The organism is Staphylococcus gallinarum (genome assembly GCF_000875895.1).
Classification (GTDB): Bacteria; Bacillota; Bacilli; order Staphylococcales; family Staphylococcaceae; genus Staphylococcus; species Staphylococcus gallinarum.
Window position 1 is genome coordinate 302411 of sequence record NZ_JXCF01000001.1, and the last position, 23758, is coordinate 326168.

Annotated in this window: 18 protein-coding genes and 2 tRNA genes; 19 read left to right on the top strand and 1 reads right to left on the bottom strand. The window is 33.8% G+C overall.

What is annotated here, in order from left to right; translation table 11 throughout:
- Positions 1–4: 4 nt before the first annotated feature.
- From SH09_RS01295 to SH09_RS01310, 4 genes are all read left to right on the top strand, one after another.
- Positions 5–1972 (top strand): DHH family phosphoesterase, encoded by a 1968-nt coding sequence (locus SH09_RS01295; protein ID WP_042737803.1) that lies wholly within the window; start codon positions 5–7, stop codon positions 1970–1972.
- On the top strand, positions 1969–2415 hold the full coding sequence (gene rplI / locus SH09_RS01300; protein ID WP_042737804.1) for a 50S ribosomal protein L9: 447 nt from the start codon (positions 1969–1971) through the stop codon (positions 2413–2415). The genes SH09_RS01295 and rplI overlap by 4 nt, the downstream gene beginning before the upstream one ends.
- A gap of 30 nt (positions 2416–2445) precedes the next feature.
- The gene (gene dnaB / locus SH09_RS01305) at positions 2446–3846 is read left to right on the top strand and encodes a replicative DNA helicase (protein WP_042737805.1); all 1401 of its coding nucleotides are present in this window, start codon (positions 2446–2448) and stop codon (positions 3844–3846) included.
- 291 nt (positions 3847–4137) lie between these two features.
- Positions 4138–5427, top strand: coding sequence for an adenylosuccinate synthase (locus tag SH09_RS01310; protein ID WP_042737806.1), 1290 nt, complete (start codon positions 4138–4140; stop codon positions 5425–5427).
- A 95-nt stretch (positions 5428–5522) separates the two neighbouring features.
- Here the strand turns inward: SH09_RS01310 and SH09_RS01315 are convergent, their stop codons facing one another.
- Positions 5523–6737: a macrolide family glycosyltransferase gene (locus SH09_RS01315; RefSeq protein ID WP_042737807.1), complete on the bottom strand. Its 1215-nt coding sequence runs from the start codon at positions 6735–6737 to the stop codon at positions 5523–5525.
- Positions 6738–7134: 397 nt separating this feature from the next.
- Here SH09_RS01315 and SH09_RS01320 point away from each other — a divergent pair.
- The 15 genes from SH09_RS01320 (at position 7135) to ccrC (ending at position 23660) form a co-directional block, all read left to right on the top strand.
- Positions 7135–7209 (top strand) — tRNA-Glu (locus tag SH09_RS01320).
- An 8-nt stretch (positions 7210–7217) separates the two neighbouring features.
- Positions 7218–7290 (top strand) — tRNA-Asp (locus SH09_RS01325).
- Between the two features lie 574 nt (positions 7291–7864).
- On the top strand, positions 7865–8566 hold the full coding sequence (yycF, locus tag SH09_RS01330; RefSeq protein ID WP_042737808.1) for a response regulator YycF: 702 nt from the start codon (positions 7865–7867) through the stop codon (positions 8564–8566).
- Positions 8567–8578: 12 nt separating this feature from the next.
- Entirely contained in the window at positions 8579–10417 is a 1839-nt protein-coding gene (gene walK / locus SH09_RS01335) for a cell wall metabolism sensor histidine kinase WalK (RefSeq protein WP_042737809.1), read from the top strand.
- Entirely contained in the window at positions 10407–11744 is a 1338-nt protein-coding gene (locus tag SH09_RS01340; RefSeq protein WP_042737810.1) for a YycH family regulatory protein, read from the top strand. The genes walK and SH09_RS01340 overlap by 11 nt, the downstream gene beginning before the upstream one ends.
- The gene (locus SH09_RS01345; RefSeq protein WP_042737811.1) at positions 11745–12527 is read left to right on the top strand and encodes a two-component system regulatory protein YycI; all 783 of its coding nucleotides are present in this window, start codon (positions 11745–11747) and stop codon (positions 12525–12527) included.
- A gap of 479 nt (positions 12528–13006) precedes the next feature.
- Positions 13007–13228, top strand: coding sequence for a hypothetical protein (locus SH09_RS01350; RefSeq protein ID WP_042737812.1), 222 nt, complete (start codon positions 13007–13009; stop codon positions 13226–13228).
- 375 nt (positions 13229–13603) lie between these two features.
- A complete protein-coding gene (locus SH09_RS01355; protein WP_107589867.1) occupies positions 13604–14404 on the top strand; it encodes an MBL fold metallo-hydrolase in 801 nt (266 codons plus the stop codon).
- A 676-nt stretch (positions 14405–15080) separates the two neighbouring features.
- Positions 15081–15560, top strand: coding sequence for a 23S rRNA (pseudouridine(1915)-N(3))-methyltransferase RlmH (rlmH, locus tag SH09_RS01360; protein WP_042737814.1), 480 nt, complete (start codon positions 15081–15083; stop codon positions 15558–15560).
- 48 nt (positions 15561–15608) lie between these two features.
- Positions 15609–17129 carry an SIR2 family protein gene (locus tag SH09_RS01365; protein ID WP_042737815.1) on the top strand — a complete coding sequence of 507 codons (1521 nt, stop codon included), beginning with the start codon at positions 15609–15611 and terminating at the stop codon, positions 17127–17129.
- On the top strand, positions 17122–18450 hold the full coding sequence (locus SH09_RS01370; protein WP_042737816.1) for a DUF6038 family protein: 1329 nt from the start codon (positions 17122–17124) through the stop codon (positions 18448–18450). Before SH09_RS01365 ends, SH09_RS01370 begins: the two co-directional genes overlap by 8 nt.
- 210 nt (positions 18451–18660) lie before the next feature.
- Positions 18661–19761 (top strand): DNA polymerase, encoded by a 1101-nt coding sequence (locus SH09_RS01375; RefSeq protein ID WP_042737817.1) that lies wholly within the window; start codon positions 18661–18663, stop codon positions 19759–19761.
- A complete protein-coding gene (locus SH09_RS01380) occupies positions 19754–20122 on the top strand; it encodes a hypothetical protein (protein ID WP_042737818.1) in 369 nt (122 codons plus the stop codon). The genes SH09_RS01375 and SH09_RS01380 overlap by 8 nt, the downstream gene beginning before the upstream one ends.
- On the top strand, positions 20122–21759 hold the full coding sequence (locus SH09_RS01385) for a DUF5906 domain-containing protein (protein ID WP_042737819.1): 1638 nt from the start codon (positions 20122–20124) through the stop codon (positions 21757–21759). The genes SH09_RS01380 and SH09_RS01385 overlap by 1 nt, the downstream gene beginning before the upstream one ends.
- A 224-nt stretch (positions 21760–21983) precedes the next feature.
- Positions 21984–23660 carry a cassette chromosome recombinase CcrC gene (ccrC, locus tag SH09_RS01390; protein WP_042737820.1) on the top strand — a complete coding sequence of 559 codons (1677 nt, stop codon included), beginning with the start codon at positions 21984–21986 and terminating at the stop codon, positions 23658–23660.
- The last annotated feature ends 98 nt before the right edge of the window (positions 23661–23758 follow it).

Genomic DNA, 23758 nt, shown 5'->3' on the forward strand with positions numbered 1-23758 from the left:
AAAAATGAACCGTCAATCCACTAAAAAAGCGTTGATTTTACCATTTATTATTTTGGCACTCACAGCAATCGCACTCGTTGTTGTTTGGTTTATCTTTAACCAATTAGTCGCAGGAATTGCGACCGTTGTTTTAGTGTTTGTCATCATAGCGACAGCCTGGATGGTAAGACAAGCTTTTCGGAAATTAGACTATTACGTCAATAATCTCAGTGGACATATTTCTGCAGGTAACAATATTGCTATTAAGACGTTACCTATCGGTATGATTATCTTAGATGAAAATGAAAACATAGAGTGGATGAACCAGTTTATGTCGGATCGTTTGAGTCGTAATGTGATTTCGGATCCAGTTAATGAAGTATATCCAAATATTTTAAAGCAATTAGAAAAAACACAAGAAGTAGAAATTGAAGAGAATGAATACCACTATCGTGTGCGTTATTCAGAAAGTGAACATGTATTGTATTTCTTCGATATAACTGAAGAAGTACAGACAAATGATTTATATGAAGAATCTAAACCAATTATCGCGACATTGTTCTTAGATAACTACGATGAAATTACACAGAACATGAATGATACACAGCGTTCTGAAATCAACTCGATGGTGACACGTGTAATCAGTAGATGGGCAGAGGAACATGATGTTTACTTTAAACGTTATAGTTCAGACCAATTTGTCGCTTATTTAAATCAACGTATTTTAAAGGAAATTGAAGATGCTAACTTTAGCATTTTAGGACAGCTCCGTGAGAAGAGTGTGGGTTATCGTGCTCAACTGACATTGAGTATTGGTGTAGGTGAAGGCTCTGAAAATCTTATCGACTTAGGTGAACTATCGCAATCCGGCTTAGATTTAGCACTTGGCCGTGGTGGTGACCAAGTTGCAATTAAAAATATGAACGGTAATGTACGTTTCTACGGTGGTAAGACTGACCCAATGGAAAAACGTACGCGTGTTAGAGCTCGAGTTATCTCACATGCCTTGAAAGATATCTTAATGGAAGGTGACAAAGTAATTATCATGGGTCATACACGACCTGATTTAGATGCAATCGGTGGTGCAATTGGTGTGTCACGCTTTGCAATGATGAATAACTTAGATGCCTACATAGTATTGAATGAATCGGATATCGATCCAACCTTACGACGTGTAATGGAAGCGGTCAATGAAAAGCCTGAACTTAAAGAGCGATTTATTACTTCTGATGAAGCATGGGATATCATGACCTCTAAGACAACGCTTGTTGTAGTCGATACACATAAACCAGAGATGGTACTCGATGAAAACATTCTAAACAAGGCCAATCGTAAAGTGGTTATTGATCACCATAGACGTGGTGAAAGCTTTATCTCTAGCCCGTTACTAGTGTATATGGAACCATATGCAAGTTCTACAGCAGAGTTAGTGACAGAATTATTAGAATATCAACCAACTGAGCAACGTTTAACACGTCTCGAATCGACAATTATGTTTGCCGGTATCATCGTTGACACACGTAACTTTACGTTGCGTACAGGTTCTAGAACCTTTGATGCAGCAAGTTATTTAAGAGCGCATGGTGCGGATACAATTCTGACACAGCATTTCTTGAAAGATGATATCGACACATATATTAATAGAACTGAATTGATTCAAACAGTTAAGTTACAAGACAATGGTGTTGCCATCGCACATGGTTCGGAAGATAAAATTTATCATCCCGTCACGGTTGCACAAGCTGCCGATGAGCTGTTAAGTTTAGATGGCGTAGATGCTTCTTATGTAGTAGCCAAACGTGAAGATGACGTCGTCGGTATGTCTGCCCGTTCTTTAGGCGCAGTTAACGTTCAATTAACGATGGAAGCCTTAGGTGGTGGCGGTCACTTAACAAACGCTGCAACACAAATTAAAGGTGTAACTGTAGAAGAAGCAATCGATCAACTTCAAGAAGCAATAACAGAACAAATGAGTAGGAGTGAGAATACATGAAAGTAATATTCACACAAGACGTTAAAGGTAAAGGTAAAAAAGGCGAAGTTAAAGAAGTACCAGTAGGCTACGCAAATAACTTCTTATTGAAGAAAAATTACGCAATTGAAGCAACACCAGGAAACTTAAAACAATTAGAACAAAAGAATAAAGCAGCAGAAGCTGAACGCCAACAAGAAATTGAAGACGCTAAAAAGCTAAAAGAACAATTAACTGAACTCGAAGTTAAAGTATCAGCTAAAACAGGTGAAGGTGGTAAATTGTTCGGTTCTGTAAGTACAAAGCAAATCGCACAAGCCTTACTAGACCAACACAATATCAAAATTGATAAACGTAAAATGGATCTACCAAGCGGTATCCACGCATTAGGCTATACCAACGTACCTGTGAAGCTAGACAAAGAAGTAGAAGGTACAATTCGTGTGCACACAGTTGAACAATAATAACGAATTGAAATATGAGGTGTAATCGTAATGGATGGAATGTATGAACAAAATCAAATGCCGCACAGCAATGAGGCTGAACAGTCTGTATTAGGTGCCATTATCATAGATCCAGAATTGATTAACACAACTCAGGAAGTCTTACTTCCTGAGTCATTTTATAGAGGCGCACATCAACACATCTTTAGAGCGATGATGAACCTCAACGAAGATAATAAAGATATAGATGTCGTAACAATCATGGATCAATTGTCACAAGAAGGGCGATTGAATGAAGCGGGTGGTCCGCAGTATCTTGCCGAGCTATCCAATAGCGTTCCGACCACTCGAAACATACAATACTATACAGAAATTGTGTTTAAGCATGCTACCAAACGAAAGTTAATACAAACTGCAGATAGTATTGCGAATGATGGTTATAATGACGAACTTGAATTAGATGCAATTTTAAATGATGCAGAAAGAAGAATCTTAGAACTATCATCTTCACGTGAAAGTGATGGCTTTAAAGATATACGTGACGTACTTGGTGAAGTATATGAAAATGCTGAAGTATTAGATCAAAACAGTGGTCAAACACCTGGTGTCCCGACAGGTTATCGTGACCTAGACCAGATGACTGCAGGGTTTAATCGCAGTGATTTAATTATTTTAGCGGCACGTCCATCAGTAGGTAAGACTGCCTTCGCTCTGAATATCGCGCAGAAAGTTGCGACACATGAAGATCATTATTCAGTTGGAATCTTTTCACTCGAGATGGGCGCCGATCAATTGGCCACACGTATGATTTGTAGCTCAGGTAACGTAGACTCGAACCGCTTAAGAACAGGTTCAATGACCGAAGAGGACTGGAATCGATTTACGATTGCCGTTGGTAAACTATCAAGAACGAAGATATTTATCGATGATACACCAGGGATTCGTATTACCGATATACGTTCAAAATGTCGACGTCTCAAACAAGAACACGGCTTAGATATGATTGTAATTGACTATTTACAATTAATTTCCGGTAGTGGTTCACGATTTTCAGATAATCGTCAACAAGAAGTATCTGAAATATCACGTACATTAAAGGCGATTGCCAGAGAACTTGAATGTCCGGTTATTGCGTTGAGTCAGTTATCACGTGGTGTTGAACAACGACAAGATAAACGTCCAATGATGAGTGATATTCGTGAATCTGGTTCGATAGAGCAAGATGCCGATATCGTAGCCTTTTTATATCGTGATGATTACTATAATCGTGGCGAGGATGAAGACGACGATGACGATGCAAACTTTGAACCACAGACAAATGATGAAAACGGTGAAATAGAAATTATAATTGCTAAGCAACGTAACGGCCCAACGGGTACCGTGAAATTACACTTTATGAAGCAGTATAATAAATTTACCGACATCGATTACGCCCATGCAGAAATGGGCTAACAAAATTTTATAAAAAATATTTTTCCGTACGATAAATTAGTTTTGTGCATAATCGTACGGTTTTTGTTTGTATTTACTCATATTAAAGTTATGGAAGTATGTGTCGTAAAATATTAAAAATGATAGTTAAAACCTTGGTATTACTATGATTAAGCTATGTAGAAATAAAATCACTTGCAACAAAGAATTTTGAAAATTACAAAAAATCAATGTTCGATTTTTGTTTGCATTATAACTATGCTATTGGTAGAATACTTAGTGGTTAATTGAGAAAAACTTGGAGGTGCTCATATGTCATCAATCGTAGTCGTTGGGACACAATGGGGAGACGAAGGTAAAGGTAAAATCACAGATTTCTTAGCAGAACAAGCAGACGTTATTGCACGTTTTTCAGGCGGTAATAACGCAGGCCACACAATTAAATTTGGTGGAGAAACGTACAAATTGCACTTAGTACCATCTGGTATTTTCTATAAAGAAAAACTTGCAGTCATCGGTAACGGTGTTGTAGTAGATCCAGTTGCTTTATTAAAAGAGTTAGACGGTTTAAATGAAAGAGGTATTTCTACAGATAATTTACGTATTTCTAATCGTGCTCAAGTTATTTTACCTTATCACTTAAAACAAGATGAATATGAAGAAGAACGCCGCGGAGATAATAAAATCGGCACAACTAAAAAAGGTATCGGTCCTGCTTATGTAGACAAAGCACAACGTATCGGTATTCGTGTTGCTGATTTATTAGATAAAGAAACATTTGAAAAATTATTAAAAGAGAATATTGAATACAAAGATGCATATTTCAAAGGTATGTTTGGTAAATCATGTCCTTCATTTGATGAAATTTTCGAAGAATATTATGCTGCGGGACAACGTTTAGCACCATTCGTAACAGATACAGCAAAAGTATTAGATGATGCATTTGTCGCAGACGAAAAGGTATTATTCGAAGGCGCACAAGGCGTTATGTTAGATATCGACCATGGTACATACCCATTTGTTACTTCTAGTAATCCAGTTGCAGGTAACGTAACTGTAGGTGGCGGTGTTGGACCAACATTCGTATCAAAAGTAATTGGCGTATGTAAAGCCTATACATCACGTGTTGGTGACGGCCCATTCCCAACTGAATTATTTGATGAAGATGGACATCATATCCGTGAAGTTGGCCGCGAATATGGTACAACAACAGGACGTCCACGTCGTGTGGGTTGGTTTGACTCTGTTGTATTACGTCATTCACGCCGTGCAAGTGGTATCACAGATTTATCTATCAACTCTATTGACGTATTAACAGGTCTTGAAAATGTTAAGATTTGTACTGCATACGAATTAGATGGAGAAGAAATCACTGAATACCCAGCAAACTTAAAGGACTTACAACGTTGTAAACCAATCTTTGAAACATTACCAGGTTGGACAGAAGATGTCACAAGCTGTCGTTCACTAGATGAATTACCAGATAATGCACGCAGATATTTAGAGCGCATTTCTGAACTATGTAACGTGAAGATTTCAATCTTCTCAGTAGGTCCAGACCGTAATCAAACAAACTTATTAGAAGATTTATGGGAAGCATAAATCATTAATTAATAAAGAAAACACCTTGTAGTATCCAGTCACTTGATAAAGTAAAGTGCCTATGGAAATTACAAGGTGTTTTTAGTTTTTAATAATTAAACTTGGGGACAAAACTCATTGCGAAATTCAAAAATACGATCAGCAGCCAAGACATAACCTGGTTTATCACTGTGTTGATCATCCTTAATGTTAGCGATATTTGCTTTATATTGTTCTAGGTGTTCTAACATGGCTTGTACCGTTTGCTGTAATTCAGCAGGTGTCATTGTTTCAGCATCTAAACGTTGTCCTAATCCTAAATCTTCAATTTGCTTAGAAACGACGGGTTGGTCAGCACTTTGAGGAAATGCTAACATCGGCACACCCATTTTCATGGCTTCATTTGTACTATTCATACCCGCATGTGTTAAGAATAATGAGGTATGCTGTAAGAGCTCTACTTGAGGCACTGTTGGCTTGATAATAAAATTGGATGGTACTTCATTGAAATCATCCAAACTGTTCTCATTCCCTATTGAAACGACTACAGTAGCGTCAATATCCTTTAAAGCTGTAAAACATTTATTAAAGAATGGAATATTTTGATTAAAAATTGTACCTAATGAAATATAAATGACTGGACGACTTGTATCAAGTTCATCCATAAATCCTGAATCTGTAGGTTCTAAGACAGAAGGACCAGCAAAGTAAAATTGAGAATTATCAAATGATTGATAGTCGAGTTGGAATTTTTTCATAATATAAGATAAGTGTAAATCTCCTGGATTATACATGACTTCAAAACGATTCGGTACAGAAACATCATATTTAGCTTCAATTTGCTTTCTTAAAGTTTCAAAGTGTGCATCAGATTTCGCGATATCTTCTGAATCGATTGTAGCTGCAATTGCATTTAAAAATTGGTCGAAACTTTCTTTATTATGTGCGAATGATGTCACTGATGAAATTGCAGGAATATTTAACTTCTGAGCTAATAATCTACCACAACCAAACATCGAGTCATAAATCATATAATCATAATGCTCATCTTTAGTTTCTTCAATAAGGCGAGGTAACATCATATCAACAGTATTTAATAAACCATTCACTACTTGGTATAAATTATCCTTGCCAAATTCTCTAAACGCTTCAATCATTTCATCCGTATTAAATGTACGTATCTCTACACCAGTGTCGTTCAATTTATCTTGAAATTGATCACTCGCATAATATACAATTTCTTCACCACGTGCCACCAATTCCTTACATAACGCAGCAGTTGGATTAATATGTCCAGAAGGACCAGGATTAATAAATAATACTCGTGCCATTTAATTTCCTCCTAAAAAGCTTTAATTTGTTACCGTATTAATTCTAGATGAAATAAATTTTATTTTCTAATAATTTATATTCATTTAGTAATTTTAATTTTAAAAAATAAATTATTAAGCATCGTATATGCATTGATGATAGATGACGGCACAATTTGATGTATTGTATGTTATATCATATGTAAGAGATATGTAATCAGTACATACTTGATTGTTAATAAGTTAGAAAATGCTTGTTAAAAAAGCTTGGAAGTCGTTGAATTAAAGACGATAACCAGTAAAAAATACGTTTTGCACACTTTATACAATTAAGTTAGAAAATTATACTTAAAAAAGTTTAAAAAAGAGCTTGTCTTTCATGATGAGAGTTGCTATAATTTATTTTGTGCTTAAGACAGGCTCCTTGGTCAAGCGGTTAAGACACCGCCCTTTCACGGCGGTAACACGGGTTCGAGTCCCGTAGGAGTCACCATTTTTTTAGGTCTCGTAGTGTAGCGGTTAACACGCCTGCCTGTCACGCAGGAGATCGCGGGTTCGATTCCCGTCGAGACCGTATTGCCCATCCAATAGGATGGGCATTTTTTTTATGTGTAAATATCACGTTGCATTAACATTAAGTTAATTCGAGCGTATATGGACAATTAAACGTGAATGTATAGCGAACAAAATCATACAATCAAACAACTCAAATCTATAAGGTGATTTCTGCATTAATATCTGTAGGAATCATCTTTGTTTATATGTTAAAGTAATCTGCTACTACTAAAAAATATAACAAGATAATAACTTTTATTTACAAGTCGGCAATTTAACGATCCGATTTTAAAGTTATTGAGAAAGAAACACCTACCTTAAGGCGAATTACAGTCTCTTTTCCTAAGAATGTAGTATGCTTGAGCATAAGTAGTGTAGTTAAATTGATCTATAATAGCAAAATGTATATAAATTGAGAAATAGCACTTTAGTTACTATGTGTAGTCATACATGCTATTATAATACAATCTACAAATATAACTTTTTATTTACAACAATAGAATTAGACCTTTATAAATGGTAAATTATATAATAAGGAACTGTGTAGATTCTGAAATAAAAAGTACTACAATTTAGAAATGAGGTTTATAAATATGGCTAGAAAAGTTGTTGTAGTCGATGATGAAAAACCAATTGCAGATATTCTTGAATTTAATTTAAAAAAAGAAGGCTACGAAGTATTTTGCGCCTACGACGGAAATGATGCGGTAGACCTAATATATGATGAAGAACCAGATATCGTATTACTCGACATTATGTTACCAGGTCGAGATGGTATGGAAGTATGCCGCGAAGTGCGTAAGAAATACGAAATGCCAATCATTATGTTAACAGCAAAAGATTCAGAAATAGATAAAGTGTTAGGTCTTGAACTTGGCGCAGATGATTATGTGACGAAACCATTTAGTACACGTGAATTAATCGCTCGTGTTAAAGCCAATTTACGCCGACACTATTCACAACCAGCACAAGAGGTGAATGATACATCAAACGAAATCGTCATCAAAGACATCGTCATATACCCAGATGCTTATTCTATTAAAAAACGTGGCGATGATATTGAATTAACACATCGTGAATTTGAATTATTCCATTATTTGTCTAAACACATGGGACAAGTTATGACACGTGAGCACCTTTTACAAACCGTATGGGGCTATGACTATTTTGGTGATGTACGTACAGTGGATGTAACGATTAGACGTTTACGTGAGAAGATTGAAGACGATCCATCTCATCCTGAATATATCGTGACACGTCGTGGTGTCGGATATTTCTTACAACAACATGATTAGAGGACGTCATCGATGAATTGGCTCAAACATTTTCAATCCTTACACACGAAGCTTGTTATCGTCTATGTATTGCTGATAATTATCGGTATGCAAATTATCGGTCTATACTTTACCAATAGTCTAGAAAAAGAATTAACACAAACATTTAAAAACAATATCTCGCAATATGCGAAACAAATTGAGATTAATATAGAAAAAGTATATGACACAGACAGTGGTAACGGCGTCAATGCGCAAAAAGAAGTTCAAAACTTATTAAACGAGTACGCTAATAGACAAGAAATAGAAGAAATCCGTTTTATTGATAAAGATCAAATTATTATGGCCACTTCAAAGCAGTCTACCCACAGTCTAATTAATCAAAAAGCGAACGATAGCTCCATCCAAAAAGCACTTTCTTTAGGAGAAATCAATAGCCACCAAGTATTAAAGGATTACGGTAATGGTAAACAACGTGTATGGGTTTATAACTTACCTGTTAAGACATCCAATCATGGTACGATAGGTGACGTCTATATAGAAGCAGATATTAACGACGTATTTAATCAACTGAGTAACATTACGCAAATCTTTATTGTCGGTACAGGTATTTCGTTGTTAATCACAGTTATTCTTGGATTCTTTATCGCGAGAACGATTACCAAGCCAATTACTGATATGAGAAACCAAACGGTAGAAATGTCGAAAGGTAATTACACGCAACGTGTGAAGATTTACGGCAATGACGAAATCGGTGAACTAGCACTCGCATTTAACAATTTGTCAAAACGAGTACAAGAAGCACAAGCCAATACCGAAAGTGAAAAACGTCGTCTAGATTCAGTCATTACTCACATGAGTGATGGTATTATTGCGACCGACCGTCGTCGACGTGTACGTATCGTTAATGATATGGCACTGACAATGATGGGCACCGTTAAAGAAGATATTATCGGACATTATATGTTAAATGTCTTAAAGTTAGAGGAAGACTTTTCACTAGATGAAATTCATGAAAATAACGACAGCTTCTTATTAGATATTAATGAGGCTGAAGGTATTATTGCGCGTGTTAACTTCAGTACAATCGTGCAAGAGACTGGCTTTGTAACGGGGTATATCGCCGTGCTACATGATGTTACTGAACAACAACAAGTAGAACGCGAACGTCGAGAATTCGTAGCCAATGTTTCACACGAATTACGTACACCATTGACATCTATGAATAGTTACATTGAAGCATTAGAAGAAGGCGCGTGGAAAGACGATAACTTAGCACCACAATTCCTCTCAGTTACTAGAGAAGAAACAGAACGTATGATTCGTTTAGTAAATGATTTACTACAATTGTCTAAAATGGATAATGAATCAGATCAAATTACTAAAGAAATTGTCGACTTTAACATGTTTATTAATAAGATTATTAATAGACATGAAATGGCAGCTAAAGATACGACATTCATTAGAGAAATTCCAAATCAAACAATCTTCACAGAAATTGATCCAGATAAGATGACCCAAGTGTTCGACAACGTCATTACTAACGCCATGAAATACTCACGTGGCGAAAAGCGTGTAGAGTTTCACGTGAAACAGAATGCCTTGTATAACCGTATGACTATTCGAGTTAAGGATAACGGTATTGGTATTCCAATCAATAAGGTAGATAAGATTTTTGATCGCTTCTACCGAGTGGATAAAGCACGTACACGTAAGATGGGTGGTACAGGTCTAGGACTAGCTATTTCCAAGGAAATAGTAGAAGCGCATCATGGACGTATTTGGGCTAACAGTGTAGAAGGACAAGGTACATCTATCTTTATTACACTGCCATGTGAAGTATTAGAAGATGGTGATTGGGATGCGGAGTAAAGAGTTCATTAAATCCATTATCCTACTTATCCTTGTACTTATGAGTGCCGTGCTCACTTATATGACCTGGAACTTCTCACCTGATTTGACGAATGTCGATAAACAAGAAGACAGTAGCGAAGATAGACCACATACAATTGGGAAACCAATGAAAGATGGTATGGAACAAGTAGTCACACCTTACCAAGTGATTCATTCACAAGGTGAAAAGACCAAAGGCATGGAAGCAACAAGACAAAACATCAAAGACATTATTAAACCATTAAAGAATCAACGCGTGACACAATCAGAACAAATGCATAGTAATCACAATCTGATTATTCCAGATTTAAGCGATGATTTTCTCGTGTTAGATTTCACATACGACATGCCATTAGCAACCTACTTAGGTCAAGTACTAAACGTGAACGCTAAAGTACCAAATAATTTCAAATTTAACCGTTTACTAATCGATAAGAGTATAGATGGTAAAGTGAAACTATATGCGATAAGCAAAGATAGACACAACGTCGTACGAATGGCTACAACTGCTAAGCAAAGCAAATTCACTAAACAATTGAAAGCAATGCAGTCGAGTCTACAACCTTATACAGAAATTATCACCAACAAAGACACGATAGATAAGGCAACACATATCTTTGCGCCAAGTTCACCGAAAAAGATGAAATCATATCATACAATCTATAACCATATTAGTGTAGATACAATGAATGCCATCCTATTTAATGATTCCGTTGTCGTGCGCAGTTCGAAAAGCGGTACTACGACTTACAATAATAATACCGGTGTGGCCAATTATAACGATGAAACTGAAAAATATCGTTATACTAACTTGTCAGAAGATGAAAATCGTTCAACAAACATGAAAGACAGCATTCCAAGTACATTTGATTACCTCAACAATCACGGAGGTTTCACCGACGACTTTAGACTATTTAGTACAGATAACAAGAAAGGTGACCTAACATATCAAATGTTCCTCAATGGACGTCCAACATTTAACGATGATGACCTGAACAATATCAAGATTGCATGGGGCGACAAAGGTGTCTTTAGTTATGCACGTGCATTGCTCAAGACCAATGTAACCATTGATAGTGGTGAGTCTGAGAAGCGGTTACCTGGTGCTGAAACCGTACGTTCAGAATTAGCTAATAATCCTAGTATTGATTTTGAAAAGGTAACCGATATGACGATTGGTTACAAAATGGAAAATCAACCAGATAAAAGCAATATTGAAATTCAACGTAATAGTGAGTTCAAACCACAATGGTACATTGAATACGAAGGAAAATGGCGACCATATACAGATGGGAGGCTAGAATAAATGAACTGGAAACGCGCAAAAACACTCTTTATTTTCGTCTTTATTCTAGTTAACATTAGCCTCGTGATTATCTACGTTGATAAAGTTAATAAATCACATATTAATGATAGTGATGACGAAAATGCAGTAAACTTTAAACAAGAAGAAATTCAAATCCCAGAACACTTACCAAGCGTTAAAGACTTGAAAATGCAGTTACTCACTGCGCGCTCATACGATTTCAGTTCATACGTTAAATCACATTCTGACGTTTCTAGCGCTAAGTCTGGCGGTACACTTAAAGGCGAGATTAGTGATGCAATAGACGTTAGTAATGATCAATATACAGGATTAAAGACCTACGCTAAAGATCATATATATAAAGGCGAAGATTATGAAATGAGTAAGATTGATGACGATAGCGTAACCTTTGAACAAACGTATGATAATTATCCTATTATGAACAATAATCGAGCACGCCTGAAATTTAATGTGAATGATAGTGGCAAAGCGTCTAGTTATACACAAACAGCTATGAAATCAATTGAGCCATCCAAAGGTGCAAATAACGATAAGAAACAAGTTATTACAGCTAGAAGCGCAATAGAAGCCTTGTACTATAATCGTTACTTGAAACGTAATGACGAAGTAACCAATGCAAGATTAGGCTACTATACCGTTGTTAAAGAACCGAACGTTCAAGTATTAGAAGCCAACTGGGAAATAAAAGTAAAACATAAAGACGAAATTAAGACCTACTACGTCGAGGCAGTCTCAGATAGTCCAAAAATTATTGAAGAATAAGCTTTGTGACAGTGCCGTGAGAGATAAATTGCAAAGTTTAGAATTTTCGTAGTAGACATATAATGAAATTGACAGTAACATTTGGGATATAAATCCTGGATCATTACCAGTAAATGAATTTTGATATGCTCCCTTTAAAGTAGACATTTGTAAAATGAATACTTTGAAGGGAGTATTTTTATTAATATAACTTCGTATAGTTGGATCGCTTTCTCAGTATGCCTTTTTATTTTATTTTTTGTATTGTTGAGTTAGGTGGATTTGTTGAAAATAGTTAAAAGCATTCTATAAAATATGATAAAATATTTATATAAAATAGATTGAATGAACGGATTAAAAATGATATAAAATCATTAACATAGTTGCGAATAAAATTATGGGTAATCGAGATTGAGATAGACATACACATTGTCATATTGCCATATTGCCAGAGCAACTGGTGCTATGTAAGAAATAGATATAAAAAAGGAGTTTATAAGATGCGAATAAGTCAGTTCAAACCAAGAACATGGTTTATGATCAGTAGATGGATATTATTTTTAATATTTACGCTATTATTATTTTTCGCAGATTGGTTTAAACCACAATATAGTATTGGATTTTTACTCATTATTTTTATGCTGGATATTGTTATGTGGTTATTTTTCCCTAAAACAAAGCAAACAAATACGAATCATTATGAACAAGATAATGTTAAATAGGTATTAAGCGTTAGATTTATTAGTGATGAATTTAGAATTATTAATAAAAGCAGATACTTCTTTGAATTTCTGAGTTATATAGCCATCTATAACTTCAAAAATATGTTAGAATTATATACTGTTAAACAAATGATTGAAGCATACAACAAATCTTCGATAACGTATAACTATATGTAATCAATAACGGATTTATTATAGTTGGTTTTGATGAATGAGATAAAATAATTATTGTGTGTAGCTATTTTAAAAGAATGAATTAACGGCAGAAATCATAGCACAATAAAGCAAAAATAAGAGGTCAGGCATATTGAGGGCACATAACCCGAAGTCTGTCCTTATAACTAAAAATGAAAAAGTGTTTATAGATTAGAAAGGGTGAATCGCTTGATACGAATGAGTGTATTAGCGAGTGGTAGTACAGGAAACGCCACTTATGTAGAAAGTGATAAAGGCAGCATACTTGTCGACGCAGGTCTGACAGGCAAGAAAATGGAAGAGTTATTTGGACAAATAGATAAAGAAATAAAAAATTTAAACGGTATTCTAGTGACACACGAACATTCTGATCACATCAAAGGATTAGGTGTACTTGCACGTAAATACAATTTACCAGTTTATGCGAATGAAAAAACGTGGTCAGCCATTGAAAAGAAAGATAATAAAATACCAATGGATCAGAAATTCATTTTTAATCCATACGAAACGAAATCCATTGCAGGTTTCGATATTGAGTCATTCAACGTTTCACACGATGCAATAGATCCACAGTTTTATATCTTCCATAATAACTATAAGAAATTTACGATTATAACAGATACAGGCTACGTTTCTGATCGTATGAAAGGTATGATTCAAGGTAGCGATGCATTTATATTCGAGAGCAACCACGACGTAGATATGTTACGCATGTGCCGCTATCCATGGAAGACCAAGCAACGTATCCTAAGCGACGTTGGTCATGTATCAAACGAAGATGCAGGTCATGCCATGACAGACGTTATTACAGGTAATACGAAACGCATATATCTATCGCATCTGTCACAAGACAACAATATGAAAGACCTAGCTCGCATGAGTGTAGGACAAGTACTTAACGAACACGACATCGATACAGAACGTGACGTCATGCTGTGTGATACTGACAAAGCACAAGCAACACCAATATATACACTATAAGTCAGAGAGCCCCAACCATTAATGTTAGGGGCTCTTATTTATATCTATGGAAGTTAGTATGAGCATGTTTTAGTGTGATTTAGATATGGAGAAGGTTTGGAAAAGGTATCTAATTAGCGTTGAAAAGGATTTTTGAGAAATTAAGACATTGCGTGATGGGGAAGTCATAAGAAGATCAGATTTAGTTATTTAAAAGATTAGAATACAGTGTTTTATAATGGTATGAAAAAGTGAGGGTTTTTCTTACTGTGCAGAAAATTAGAAATAAATACTTATACCCATAAGTTATCAACAGAAACAGAAAATTGAATATTGTAATATTCAGTTAACTAATAAATATAAATTAAAAAGGGTAGCAGAAATACTTTTAAATAAGGATTTGTGTAAAGAGATTGTAAATAATGTGAATAACTATGTAAGACAACCACCAACTTATCCACTATTTTATTCAAGGTTATCCATAGATGTGCACAATTCACATGTGGATACCCACATTATACACAGAGTTATCCACAAATATACAGTTTATCCACGCTTTTTGTGTGTATAAATTGGAAAAAGCATTAATTTTCAATATACATTCTTGTTATAATAAGAGGGAACAGTGTGAATAAGTTAATAACTTGTGGATAAGTCTAATAACTTTTAATACTATACACATATTTGGAGGATAAAAATGAAAATCACAATACTCACAGTAGGTAAATTAAAAGAAAGATACTGGAAACAAGCAATAGCAGAATATGAAAAGAGACTAGGAGCGTACTCCAAAATAGAAATCATTGAAGTTCCAGATGAAAAAGCCCCTGAGAACATGAGCGATAAAGAAGTGGAACAAGTAAAAGAAAAAGAAGGACAACGTCTTTTAGCTAAAGTAAAACCACAATCCACAGTCATTACATTAGAAATTAAAGGCAACATGCTAACATCAGAAGGCTTAGCCACAGAACTAGAAGGACGCATGACCCGTGGACAAAGCGACTTTACATTTATTATAGGCGGATCAAACGGCCTACACCAAGACGTGTTAAACCGTAGCGACTACGCACTATCATTCAGCAAAATGACCTTCCCACACCAAATGATGCGCGTAGTCTTAATAGAACAAATATACCGCGCATTTAAGATTATGCGCGGTGAAGCTTATCACAAATAAAGCTAAAAAATAGGTTGTGTATAACAAAAAAAGAAAAGAGGTATAATTTTGAAAATAGAAGAGTTCATAAATGAGTATTCAAATCATCCAGTATTATTTATAGGTACTGGTTTAAGCTTAAGGTACTTAAATAATAGCTATAGTTGGGAAAATTTACTTCAGCATATCTGTTATCAGTTAACTGGAAATAAAGAAATATTTTATGATTATAAAGATGAATGTCAAAAAGAAGACTCTTCTTATGATTTCCCAGCATTAGGAGAAAAGATAGAAAATTTATTCAATGAAACTTTAAAAAATGAAAGGGAAGGTGACTTTAAAGAAATCAATGATGAGTATTATAATTTAATGGAAAAAGGAATAAATATTAGTAGGTTTAAAATTTATATATCAAAATTATTTAAGAAGCTAAATTTTAAAACTGAGTTTGAAGACGAATTTATTCATATGAAAAAGGCTAGAAAGAATATTGGGTCAATTGTTACTACAAATTATGATAAATTGGTAGAGAACTTATTCGAATTTAATCCTTTAATTGGTAATCAAATATTATTAAGTAATCCTTATGGCTCTGTTTATAAAATACATGGATGCGTAAGTCAACCAGATAAAATTGTATTAACGAGTGAAGATTACAATAAATTCAATACTAGTTACGAACTAATTAGAGCACAATTATTATCTCTATTTATTCATAATCCAATTATTTTTCTAGGTTATAGCATAAATGATGAAAATATAAGAGATATTTTAGAAACTATTTATAAATACGTAGATGTTAATAGTGATTTGTCTGAAAGAATTAGGAGAAACTTTTTACTGGTAGAGTTTGACGAAGGTTCTAAAAATAAAGAAGTTGTGGAGCATGATATTCAGTTGGAAAACAATAAAGTTATAAGGATTAATAAAATTAAAACTGAAGATTACATTAGTATATATAAAGCATTAGGCAACTTAGAACTATCGGTTTCTGCTATGGATATACGTAAAGTTCAGAATGTTGTAAAAGATATTTATAAAGGTGGTAAAACTAAAGTTGAAATAACAGAAGATATAGATGATTTAAATAATAGTGAAAAAATACTAGCTATTGGATCTACAAAAACGATAAAATATGAGTTTCAAACTGTGCCTGAACTTATGCAAAAATATTTCCAGATAGAAGAAGAAGAAAACAAACAAATTCTTGATGTAATTAATAAGCAAATAATTCAAAAGAATCAATTTTTTCCAATATATTGTTTCAGTAATATTAATTCTAATATCAATAATATAGAAAAATTTAAAAAACAACAAATTGAAAAAATTAAAAATATACTAAAATCTTTAGAAGATCGCTTTAAAATTGAATGTTTTACAATAGAAGAAATAAGCAACAATAGTTATATAACTCCTAGTAGAGAAGAAAATGTTCTTGTGTATAATGTAATAAAAGGTAATATTGCTTTAGAAGATTTAAAAAAGCATTTACTTGAATTTGAAAATAAAAATAATACACCATATAAGAAATTATTGTGTGTATATGATTTGCAAAAGTATGGTCCAATAGGAGTAATGGATAATGTGTAACAGTAGTAATTTTAGAGAGAGAATTCAAAAAACATATACAAAAAAAGATCTTGAGAAAGCTTTAGGTCTTAAAAACAAAGCTCAATTGCAGAAACGAATTGATAAATTAGTTGATATTTATAAGGTTGATATGAAGAAATTTCAAAAAAATTCTGGCGAAAGTGAAAGAGCTGCTTATAGTTTCAATGGTATTGCTTTTGATATATTATGTGTCTTATTAAATAATATGACAGATGATAACATACCAAAAGCAATTACGGATGAAGATGTAAGGCTGAGAAAAGATGCGATAGAAAATATTGATATTACCCAATATGCGAATTTTATTAAAAATGTTAAGAATGACATAGATAAAATTGAATTTAAACCATTAAAGTTACATATACATGCACAAAAAGCATACCAAGATGTAAAAAAGGTGTTTGATTCAGGCAGTAAAATAAACGATAAATTACAATTAGCTTCTGAAGTAATGAGTCAATTACCTATAGATAAACAAGTGGAATTAAGTGACAAAATTGCACTTGCTATACATGAAGTTGTTTACTCAACATTTTCAGAAAGTAAATATAATGAACGAATTGATGAACACAATCAAACGAGTGAAAAGTCAAGTCAATATGATTTTCGATATAATTATTTTGTAAATCAATTAATAGATAATGTAATAACAGAAGATATAGGTGAAGATAAAGCATTCATATATGATAGAAATGAACAATTAGATTGGTTATTAGTTAAGATACTAAATAAAGTTCAAAGAGCTGCGGATGGATGGGGAATGAGAAATGCTAAACCTCATCACAGGACACAAACATTTAGAGACATGGAGCATTATTTCCTTAGAGATGTATCGAAAATGATTGATAAAGAGCTTAACAAAAAGGAAAACTTAAATAAACAATCTAAAAAATATGACTTCGATAATAAGATAAAAGTCATTAATGACAATATTGAGTTTTTTAATGAGGATGAACAAATTAGAAAGCATTTACTAGAGTTACGTAAACGATTAGACTTTCATTCTGCAGCAGTATTAAATCAGAAAAATCATTCACACATAGGCAATGAAATGTTCCAATATTTTATGGATGATATGCAACAAGTTGTAACATTGATAGACCGATACATTAATAAGGCTGAACATTATAATGATATGAAAAATGGCTATATTAATGAATATAAATCATTTTATAATGCATATAATAATGAAATTGAAGTGACTAAGACGTACGAAAATAACATCCCAATGGCAATGTTAATGAAACAATTTAAAAATCAACTGTTAAAAAGAAGGAATAACCGAAAAATCTCTAATTGAAGTTAAGTAGAAAATTAATAAATAATTGGTAAGCTCAATCCCTCATATAAAGGGATTGAGCTTATTTATTTGGTGGAATTTTTTTTGAATTTTTTTGCCACTTCATCAATGACCTCTATTTAGTATTAAGATTGTCTTGTCAAAACGTTTTGAACAAATTTTAAGTTGAAAGTGAGCGCGCCACTTTCAACCATAAAGGAGAAGATTTACATGGAGACAAGAGACAAACTGATGTCGTTGACTCAGAGTAACAAAACACAGCAGTGGTTAATGGACAAATCATCTAACCAATATGATGTTCAGCAACTACAACAACAATTCAGCCAACTGCTAGATCAAAAATATAATGCACTTTTAGCTGATGAACAAGTTAAGTTAGACCAATATGTGGAAGTACATCATAATTTAGAAGCATTAAAGAAAGAGATTGAATCGGAACCCATTATGCTTAATATCGATAAATTACCCGATATAAAATCAACAATGCTTGAAAAGGCCAAGAACGATGAGCATTCTGATAAGATCGAAAAGCTATTTGATAGGTTAGAACAGGCATTAAATGGTAAGAATCGATTATATACGCAATTATCATTGATTGGTACACGGACACATCGAATCACAACTAAAAATTTTAATATCCAAGGCTTACCTAAAGCAGTCCAACGTATGATTTTACCTTCACAATTCAAAAAGGTATATACAATCGATTTCAAGTCATTTGACCCTTCAGTTGTTGGATACATGACGCAAGATTCTAAACTGATTGACTATTTGAATCATAAAGAAGGTTTATATGACGCATTATTAGAAGATTTATCACTGTCCAAAAAGGAGAAAAAGTTCGTTAAACGTACATTTATTGGTTCGTTTCTATTTGGCGGCAACTTCAATAGTCCTAAATTCAAGCTGAATCAATATGTAAGTGAAGTGCAATGGTTGGATGCAGTCAGCAAATTTACAAAAGTCAATGAACTTAAGAAGCACCTCGAAAAGAGTAATTCCATGCCTATGCCTTATGGTACTGAGCATGATATGAGCGCATTTCAAGGTAGCAGTATCATGGCAATCTACGTACAAACGGTAGCGAGCTATATTTTCAAGCACATTTTGTTGGAAGTGTACAAATCACAGTGCGAACAAAAAACGTTCAAGATTATAGTACCGATACACGATGCGATTATGATTGAATGTGAAGATGAAGAAATTGCACAAAATGTGGGTCAGTTAATGAAAGATACGGCTAACCAGTTGTTCAATGGTGAATTTGCACATGTGACAGTGGAAGAAATAGGAGGTGTAGACCATGAATAATGATAGAGGACAAAGTCTACACATTCCAAGTAGTACACCATTAACAGAAGGTCATATATATGTTGCTACATTACATTCTGTGTACGAGAAGAACTTCTCAGGTGATATTAAACATCAGTTTACGTATGAAGTAGAACTTAACCAACAAACGTACTATGTAAATCGCAATATTACCGTAAAAGCTACGAGTCACCAATTATCAATTGCTGATTGGCTTAAACGTCACAGCAACTATAACGTAAACCACATTAATTATGATCCATACATTGATCGAAAACATTTGGTCCTTGTAGGGCAATATAACGGAAATTATTATGTTCAAGATGTAGCACCATTAGATGAATTTGGAGGGGTATTGTAATGAATCATATTTTAGAAATGTTAATAAAATTATTAAAAGTGGGTAAGGGGGCAATCGACCGAAAAGGTCTGATTGCAATCCTAACAAGTAGTATTGGAAATGATGAAATGGATAATTCTGAACAAGCTATAACGGTGTATAACGAGCTTATCGATAATCTACAGCTTAACATTCCTAAAGATGTCGACTATAGAGCTAACATATACAGTTATTTTGGCATTCAAAAAAAGCCAAATGACACAATATTAGTGGAAATGATGATAAGTATTTTTCATATCAAGCGTTTTGATTCAGAGTTGTTTATTTTCAAAGATATAGGTTGGCAAAAGGTAAATGAAGATGAATTGCAAGGGTTGATATCTAAAATGATACAAGTGTTGCTAGTTGGTTATAAACCTTCACTAAGTACTTTGAAAAACGTAGTAGATGGCATACAAAAATCAACAGATGTAAAAGAACTTGTAGAGGATAAACAATACATCGGATGTGGGCTTAATATGTTTAATCTAAACACATTTGAAGTGGTTGAAAATTCTATAAAAATATTTCCTAAAACACGTCTGAATTTAGAGTTGAATAAAAGTGATGTCATAACTGATAAGATACCGCCTTATTTTAATCGATACATGTTAGAGCTTGCTAATTTCGATTCTGATTTACAGTACTTTCTTTTTCAACATACCGCAGTGCTACTGACAGCTGATACAAAGCGTCGTCGTGGGCTTATTTTGTACGGAGCAGCAAATAATGGTAAGTCGGTTTTTATTAAGCTGCTAAAATCATTCTTTTATAGTAATGATGTTATCTCAAAAACACTTAACGAGATTGGTGGGCGGTTTGATAAAGAAAGTTTAGTAGGAAAACGATTAATGGCAAGTGATGAAATCGGTGAAGCTAAAATTAATGAAAAAGTAGTGAATGATTTTAAAAAACTTCTATCTGTTGAACCTATCCATGCAGATCGAAAAGGTAAGACACAAGTAGAAGTAACATTAGATTTAAAACTCGTTTTTAATACTAATGCCGTACTAAGCTTTCCACCAGCACATGCAAAAGCGTTGGAACGACGTATTGTTGTTATACCTTGTGAATATTACGTTACAAAAGCTGATCCCGACTTAGTTGTAAAATTACAGAGCGAGAAGAAGGCTATATTCCTTTATCTTATGTATGTGTATAAGCAAATTTTGGATGATGATGTAGAGAAAATTGAAAATGAGCGTGTGACTGAACTTTCACATGATTGGTTAAATTTTGGATATAAATTTGTTCCCAGTAGATCAGCAAGTATTGCAAATCAGAAAGTAGGAATAAATTTAATAAAAAAGCTAATAAAAAAAGAATCAAAGTCTCGTGTCAAAGTATCCGAACTTAATGATGTAATCAAAGAAGAAATTGTCTTAAGTTCTAAAGTTATTAACGATTTAATGAAAGATAACTTTGATGCACAAATTAAGACATATAATGGTTATGATTATTGGGGTGATTTCGCTTGGAAAGACTATGATAAAGTAACGCGTAATCCTCCTAAAGTAGATAATATCATTAAATTTGATAAAGATCAGAGTATTGCAGATACTGAAGCATTCTATGAAGATGATTTGGACTCTGATTGGGAGGATTTTGACGATGAATAATGAACAAATTGAAGCTTTTGTCGAAGTTTTAGTACCAATTGTTGAAAACCGAATTAATAAAGGTAAGTAAAGTAATGACGCACTACAGATTTGGGTCTGTAGTGCACATATTTTAAAGTGATAAAAGTGGCAAAAAGGAAAAGTATTTTTAAATATATATTATCGATTTGGGGTTACTAAGACTATGACCTATAACGATAATCTATGTAAAGGAGAAAAAGACGATGAATAAGAAAATTGCATTGTATTCACGTGTAAGTACATCGGAACAATCAGAGCGTGGATATTCAATCCATGAACAAGAACAAGTATTAATTAAAGAAGTTGTTAAAAATTTCCCAGGTTATGACTATGAAACATATACTGATTCAGGTATTTCGGGTAAAAATATTGATGGTCGACCAGCCATGAAACGATTGTTAGAAGATGTAAAGGCTAATAAAATTGAAATGGTGCTAAGTTGGAAACTCAATCGTATTTCTCGTTCAATGAGAGATGTGTTCAACATTATTCATGATTTCAAAGAACATGGTGTTGGTTATAAATCGATTTCAGAGAATATTGATACTTCTAATACTTCTGGTGAGGTGCTCGTGACTATGTTTGGACTTATAGGTTCTATAGAGCGTACAACACTTATCAGTAATGTGAAAATGTCTATGAATGCGAAAGCACGTAGTGGGGAGGCTATTACAGGAAGAGTATTAGGGTATAAATTATCATTGAATCCAATGACTCAAAAAAATGATTTAGTGATTGATGAAAATGAAGCTAACATCATTCGAGAAATCTTCGACTTGTACTTGAATCATAATAAAGGGCTTAAAGCGATTACCTCAATACTAAACAAAAAAGGGTATCGTACTATTAATCAAAAACCATTTTCAGTATTTGGCGTTAAATATATCTTGAATAACCCTGTTTATAAAGGATTTGTAAGATTTAACAACCACCAAAATTGGGCTGTGAAACGTCGAAGTGGTAAAAGTGAGGAAAATGATGTCATTTTGGTAAAAGGGAAACATGAAGCAATTATAAGTGAAGCAACATTTGACCAAGTTCATGAAAAGTTAGCATCTAAGAGTTTCAAACCAGGGCGTCCGATTGGTGGAGATTTTTATCTTAGAGGCCTTATCAAGTGTCCTGAATGTGGAAACAACATGGTATGCCGCCGTACTTATTACAACACGAAGAAATCAAAAGAACGCACAATTAAACGTTACTATATTTGTTCATTGTTCAATCGTTCAGGGAGCTCTGCGTGTCATAGTAATGCAATTAATGCAGATGTTGTAGAACGAGTCATCAATGTTCATCTTAATCGTATTCTTTCGCAACAACATGTCATTAAGCAGATTGCGACAAATGTAATAGACGAACTTAAGCGAAAGCATAATAGTGAAAATGATAGTATGTATGATATCAATAGTTTAGAAAAACAAAAGTCAAAAATCAAAACACAACAGGAACGCTTACTAGAATTATTCTTAGATGACCAAATGGATAGCGAAATGTTAAAAACGAAACAAAGTCAGATGAATGAACAATTAGCTTTACTAGATAAGCAACTAAACGAAGCAAAAAAGTGTAATGAACACCAAGTGAAAGCCCCCAATTTTGATAAGTTAAAAAGTCGATTAACCATGATGATTAGTCGCTTTAGCGTCTACCTAAGAGAGGCAAGTCCAGAAGCAAAGAATCAGCTAATGAAGTTATTGATTGATTCCATTGAAATCACTAAAGATAAAAAAGTGAAGCTCGTAAGGTATAAAATAGATGAAGATCTAATCCCTCAATCTTTGAAAAAAGATTGGGGGTCTTTTTTTATGCCCAAAATTCACTTTGTTATTTATGGTACACAACAATATTTGGTAGACCAAATTACCACTTTTGCCACTTAATCATGAGTGGTGAAAGTGGGAGAAATGAACCGAATATCAAATATATATTATCAAAATGATGCAACGCATGTATGCATCACAAAATATATTAGGAGGAC

Excerpts from the sequence above, each read along its gene's own strand:
- SH09_RS01295 (WP_042737803.1), top strand. The coding sequence starts at position 5 with ATGAACCGTCAATCCACTAAAAAAGCGTTGATTTTACCATTTATTATT.
- rplI (WP_042737804.1), top strand. The coding sequence starts at position 1,969 with ATGAAAGTAATATTCACACAAGACGTTAAAGGTAAAGGTAAAAAAGGC.
- dnaB (WP_042737805.1), top strand. The coding sequence starts at position 2,446 with ATGGATGGAATGTATGAACAAAATCAAATGCCGCACAGCAATGAGGCT.
- SH09_RS01310 (WP_042737806.1), top strand. The coding sequence starts at position 4,138 with ATGTCATCAATCGTAGTCGTTGGGACACAATGGGGAGACGAAGGTAAA.
- SH09_RS01315 (WP_042737807.1), bottom strand. The coding sequence starts at position 6,737 with ATGGCACGAGTATTATTTATTAATCCTGGTCCTTCTGGACATATTAAT.
- yycF (WP_042737808.1), top strand. The coding sequence starts at position 7,865 with ATGGCTAGAAAAGTTGTTGTAGTCGATGATGAAAAACCAATTGCAGAT.
- walK (WP_042737809.1), top strand. The coding sequence starts at position 8,579 with ATGAATTGGCTCAAACATTTTCAATCCTTACACACGAAGCTTGTTATC.
- SH09_RS01340 (WP_042737810.1), top strand. The coding sequence starts at position 10,407 with ATGCGGAGTAAAGAGTTCATTAAATCCATTATCCTACTTATCCTTGTA.
- SH09_RS01345 (WP_042737811.1), top strand. The coding sequence starts at position 11,745 with ATGAACTGGAAACGCGCAAAAACACTCTTTATTTTCGTCTTTATTCTA.
- SH09_RS01350 (WP_042737812.1), top strand. The coding sequence starts at position 13,007 with ATGCGAATAAGTCAGTTCAAACCAAGAACATGGTTTATGATCAGTAGA.
- rlmH (WP_042737814.1), top strand. The coding sequence starts at position 15,081 with ATGAAAATCACAATACTCACAGTAGGTAAATTAAAAGAAAGATACTGG.
- SH09_RS01370 (WP_042737816.1), top strand. The coding sequence starts at position 17,122 with ATGTGTAACAGTAGTAATTTTAGAGAGAGAATTCAAAAAACATATACA.
- SH09_RS01375 (WP_042737817.1), top strand. The coding sequence starts at position 18,661 with ATGGAGACAAGAGACAAACTGATGTCGTTGACTCAGAGTAACAAAACA.
- SH09_RS01380 (WP_042737818.1), top strand. The coding sequence starts at position 19,754 with ATGAATAATGATAGAGGACAAAGTCTACACATTCCAAGTAGTACACCA.
- SH09_RS01385 (WP_042737819.1), top strand. The coding sequence starts at position 20,122 with ATGAATCATATTTTAGAAATGTTAATAAAATTATTAAAAGTGGGTAAG.
- ccrC (WP_042737820.1), top strand. The coding sequence starts at position 21,984 with ATGAATAAGAAAATTGCATTGTATTCACGTGTAAGTACATCGGAACAA.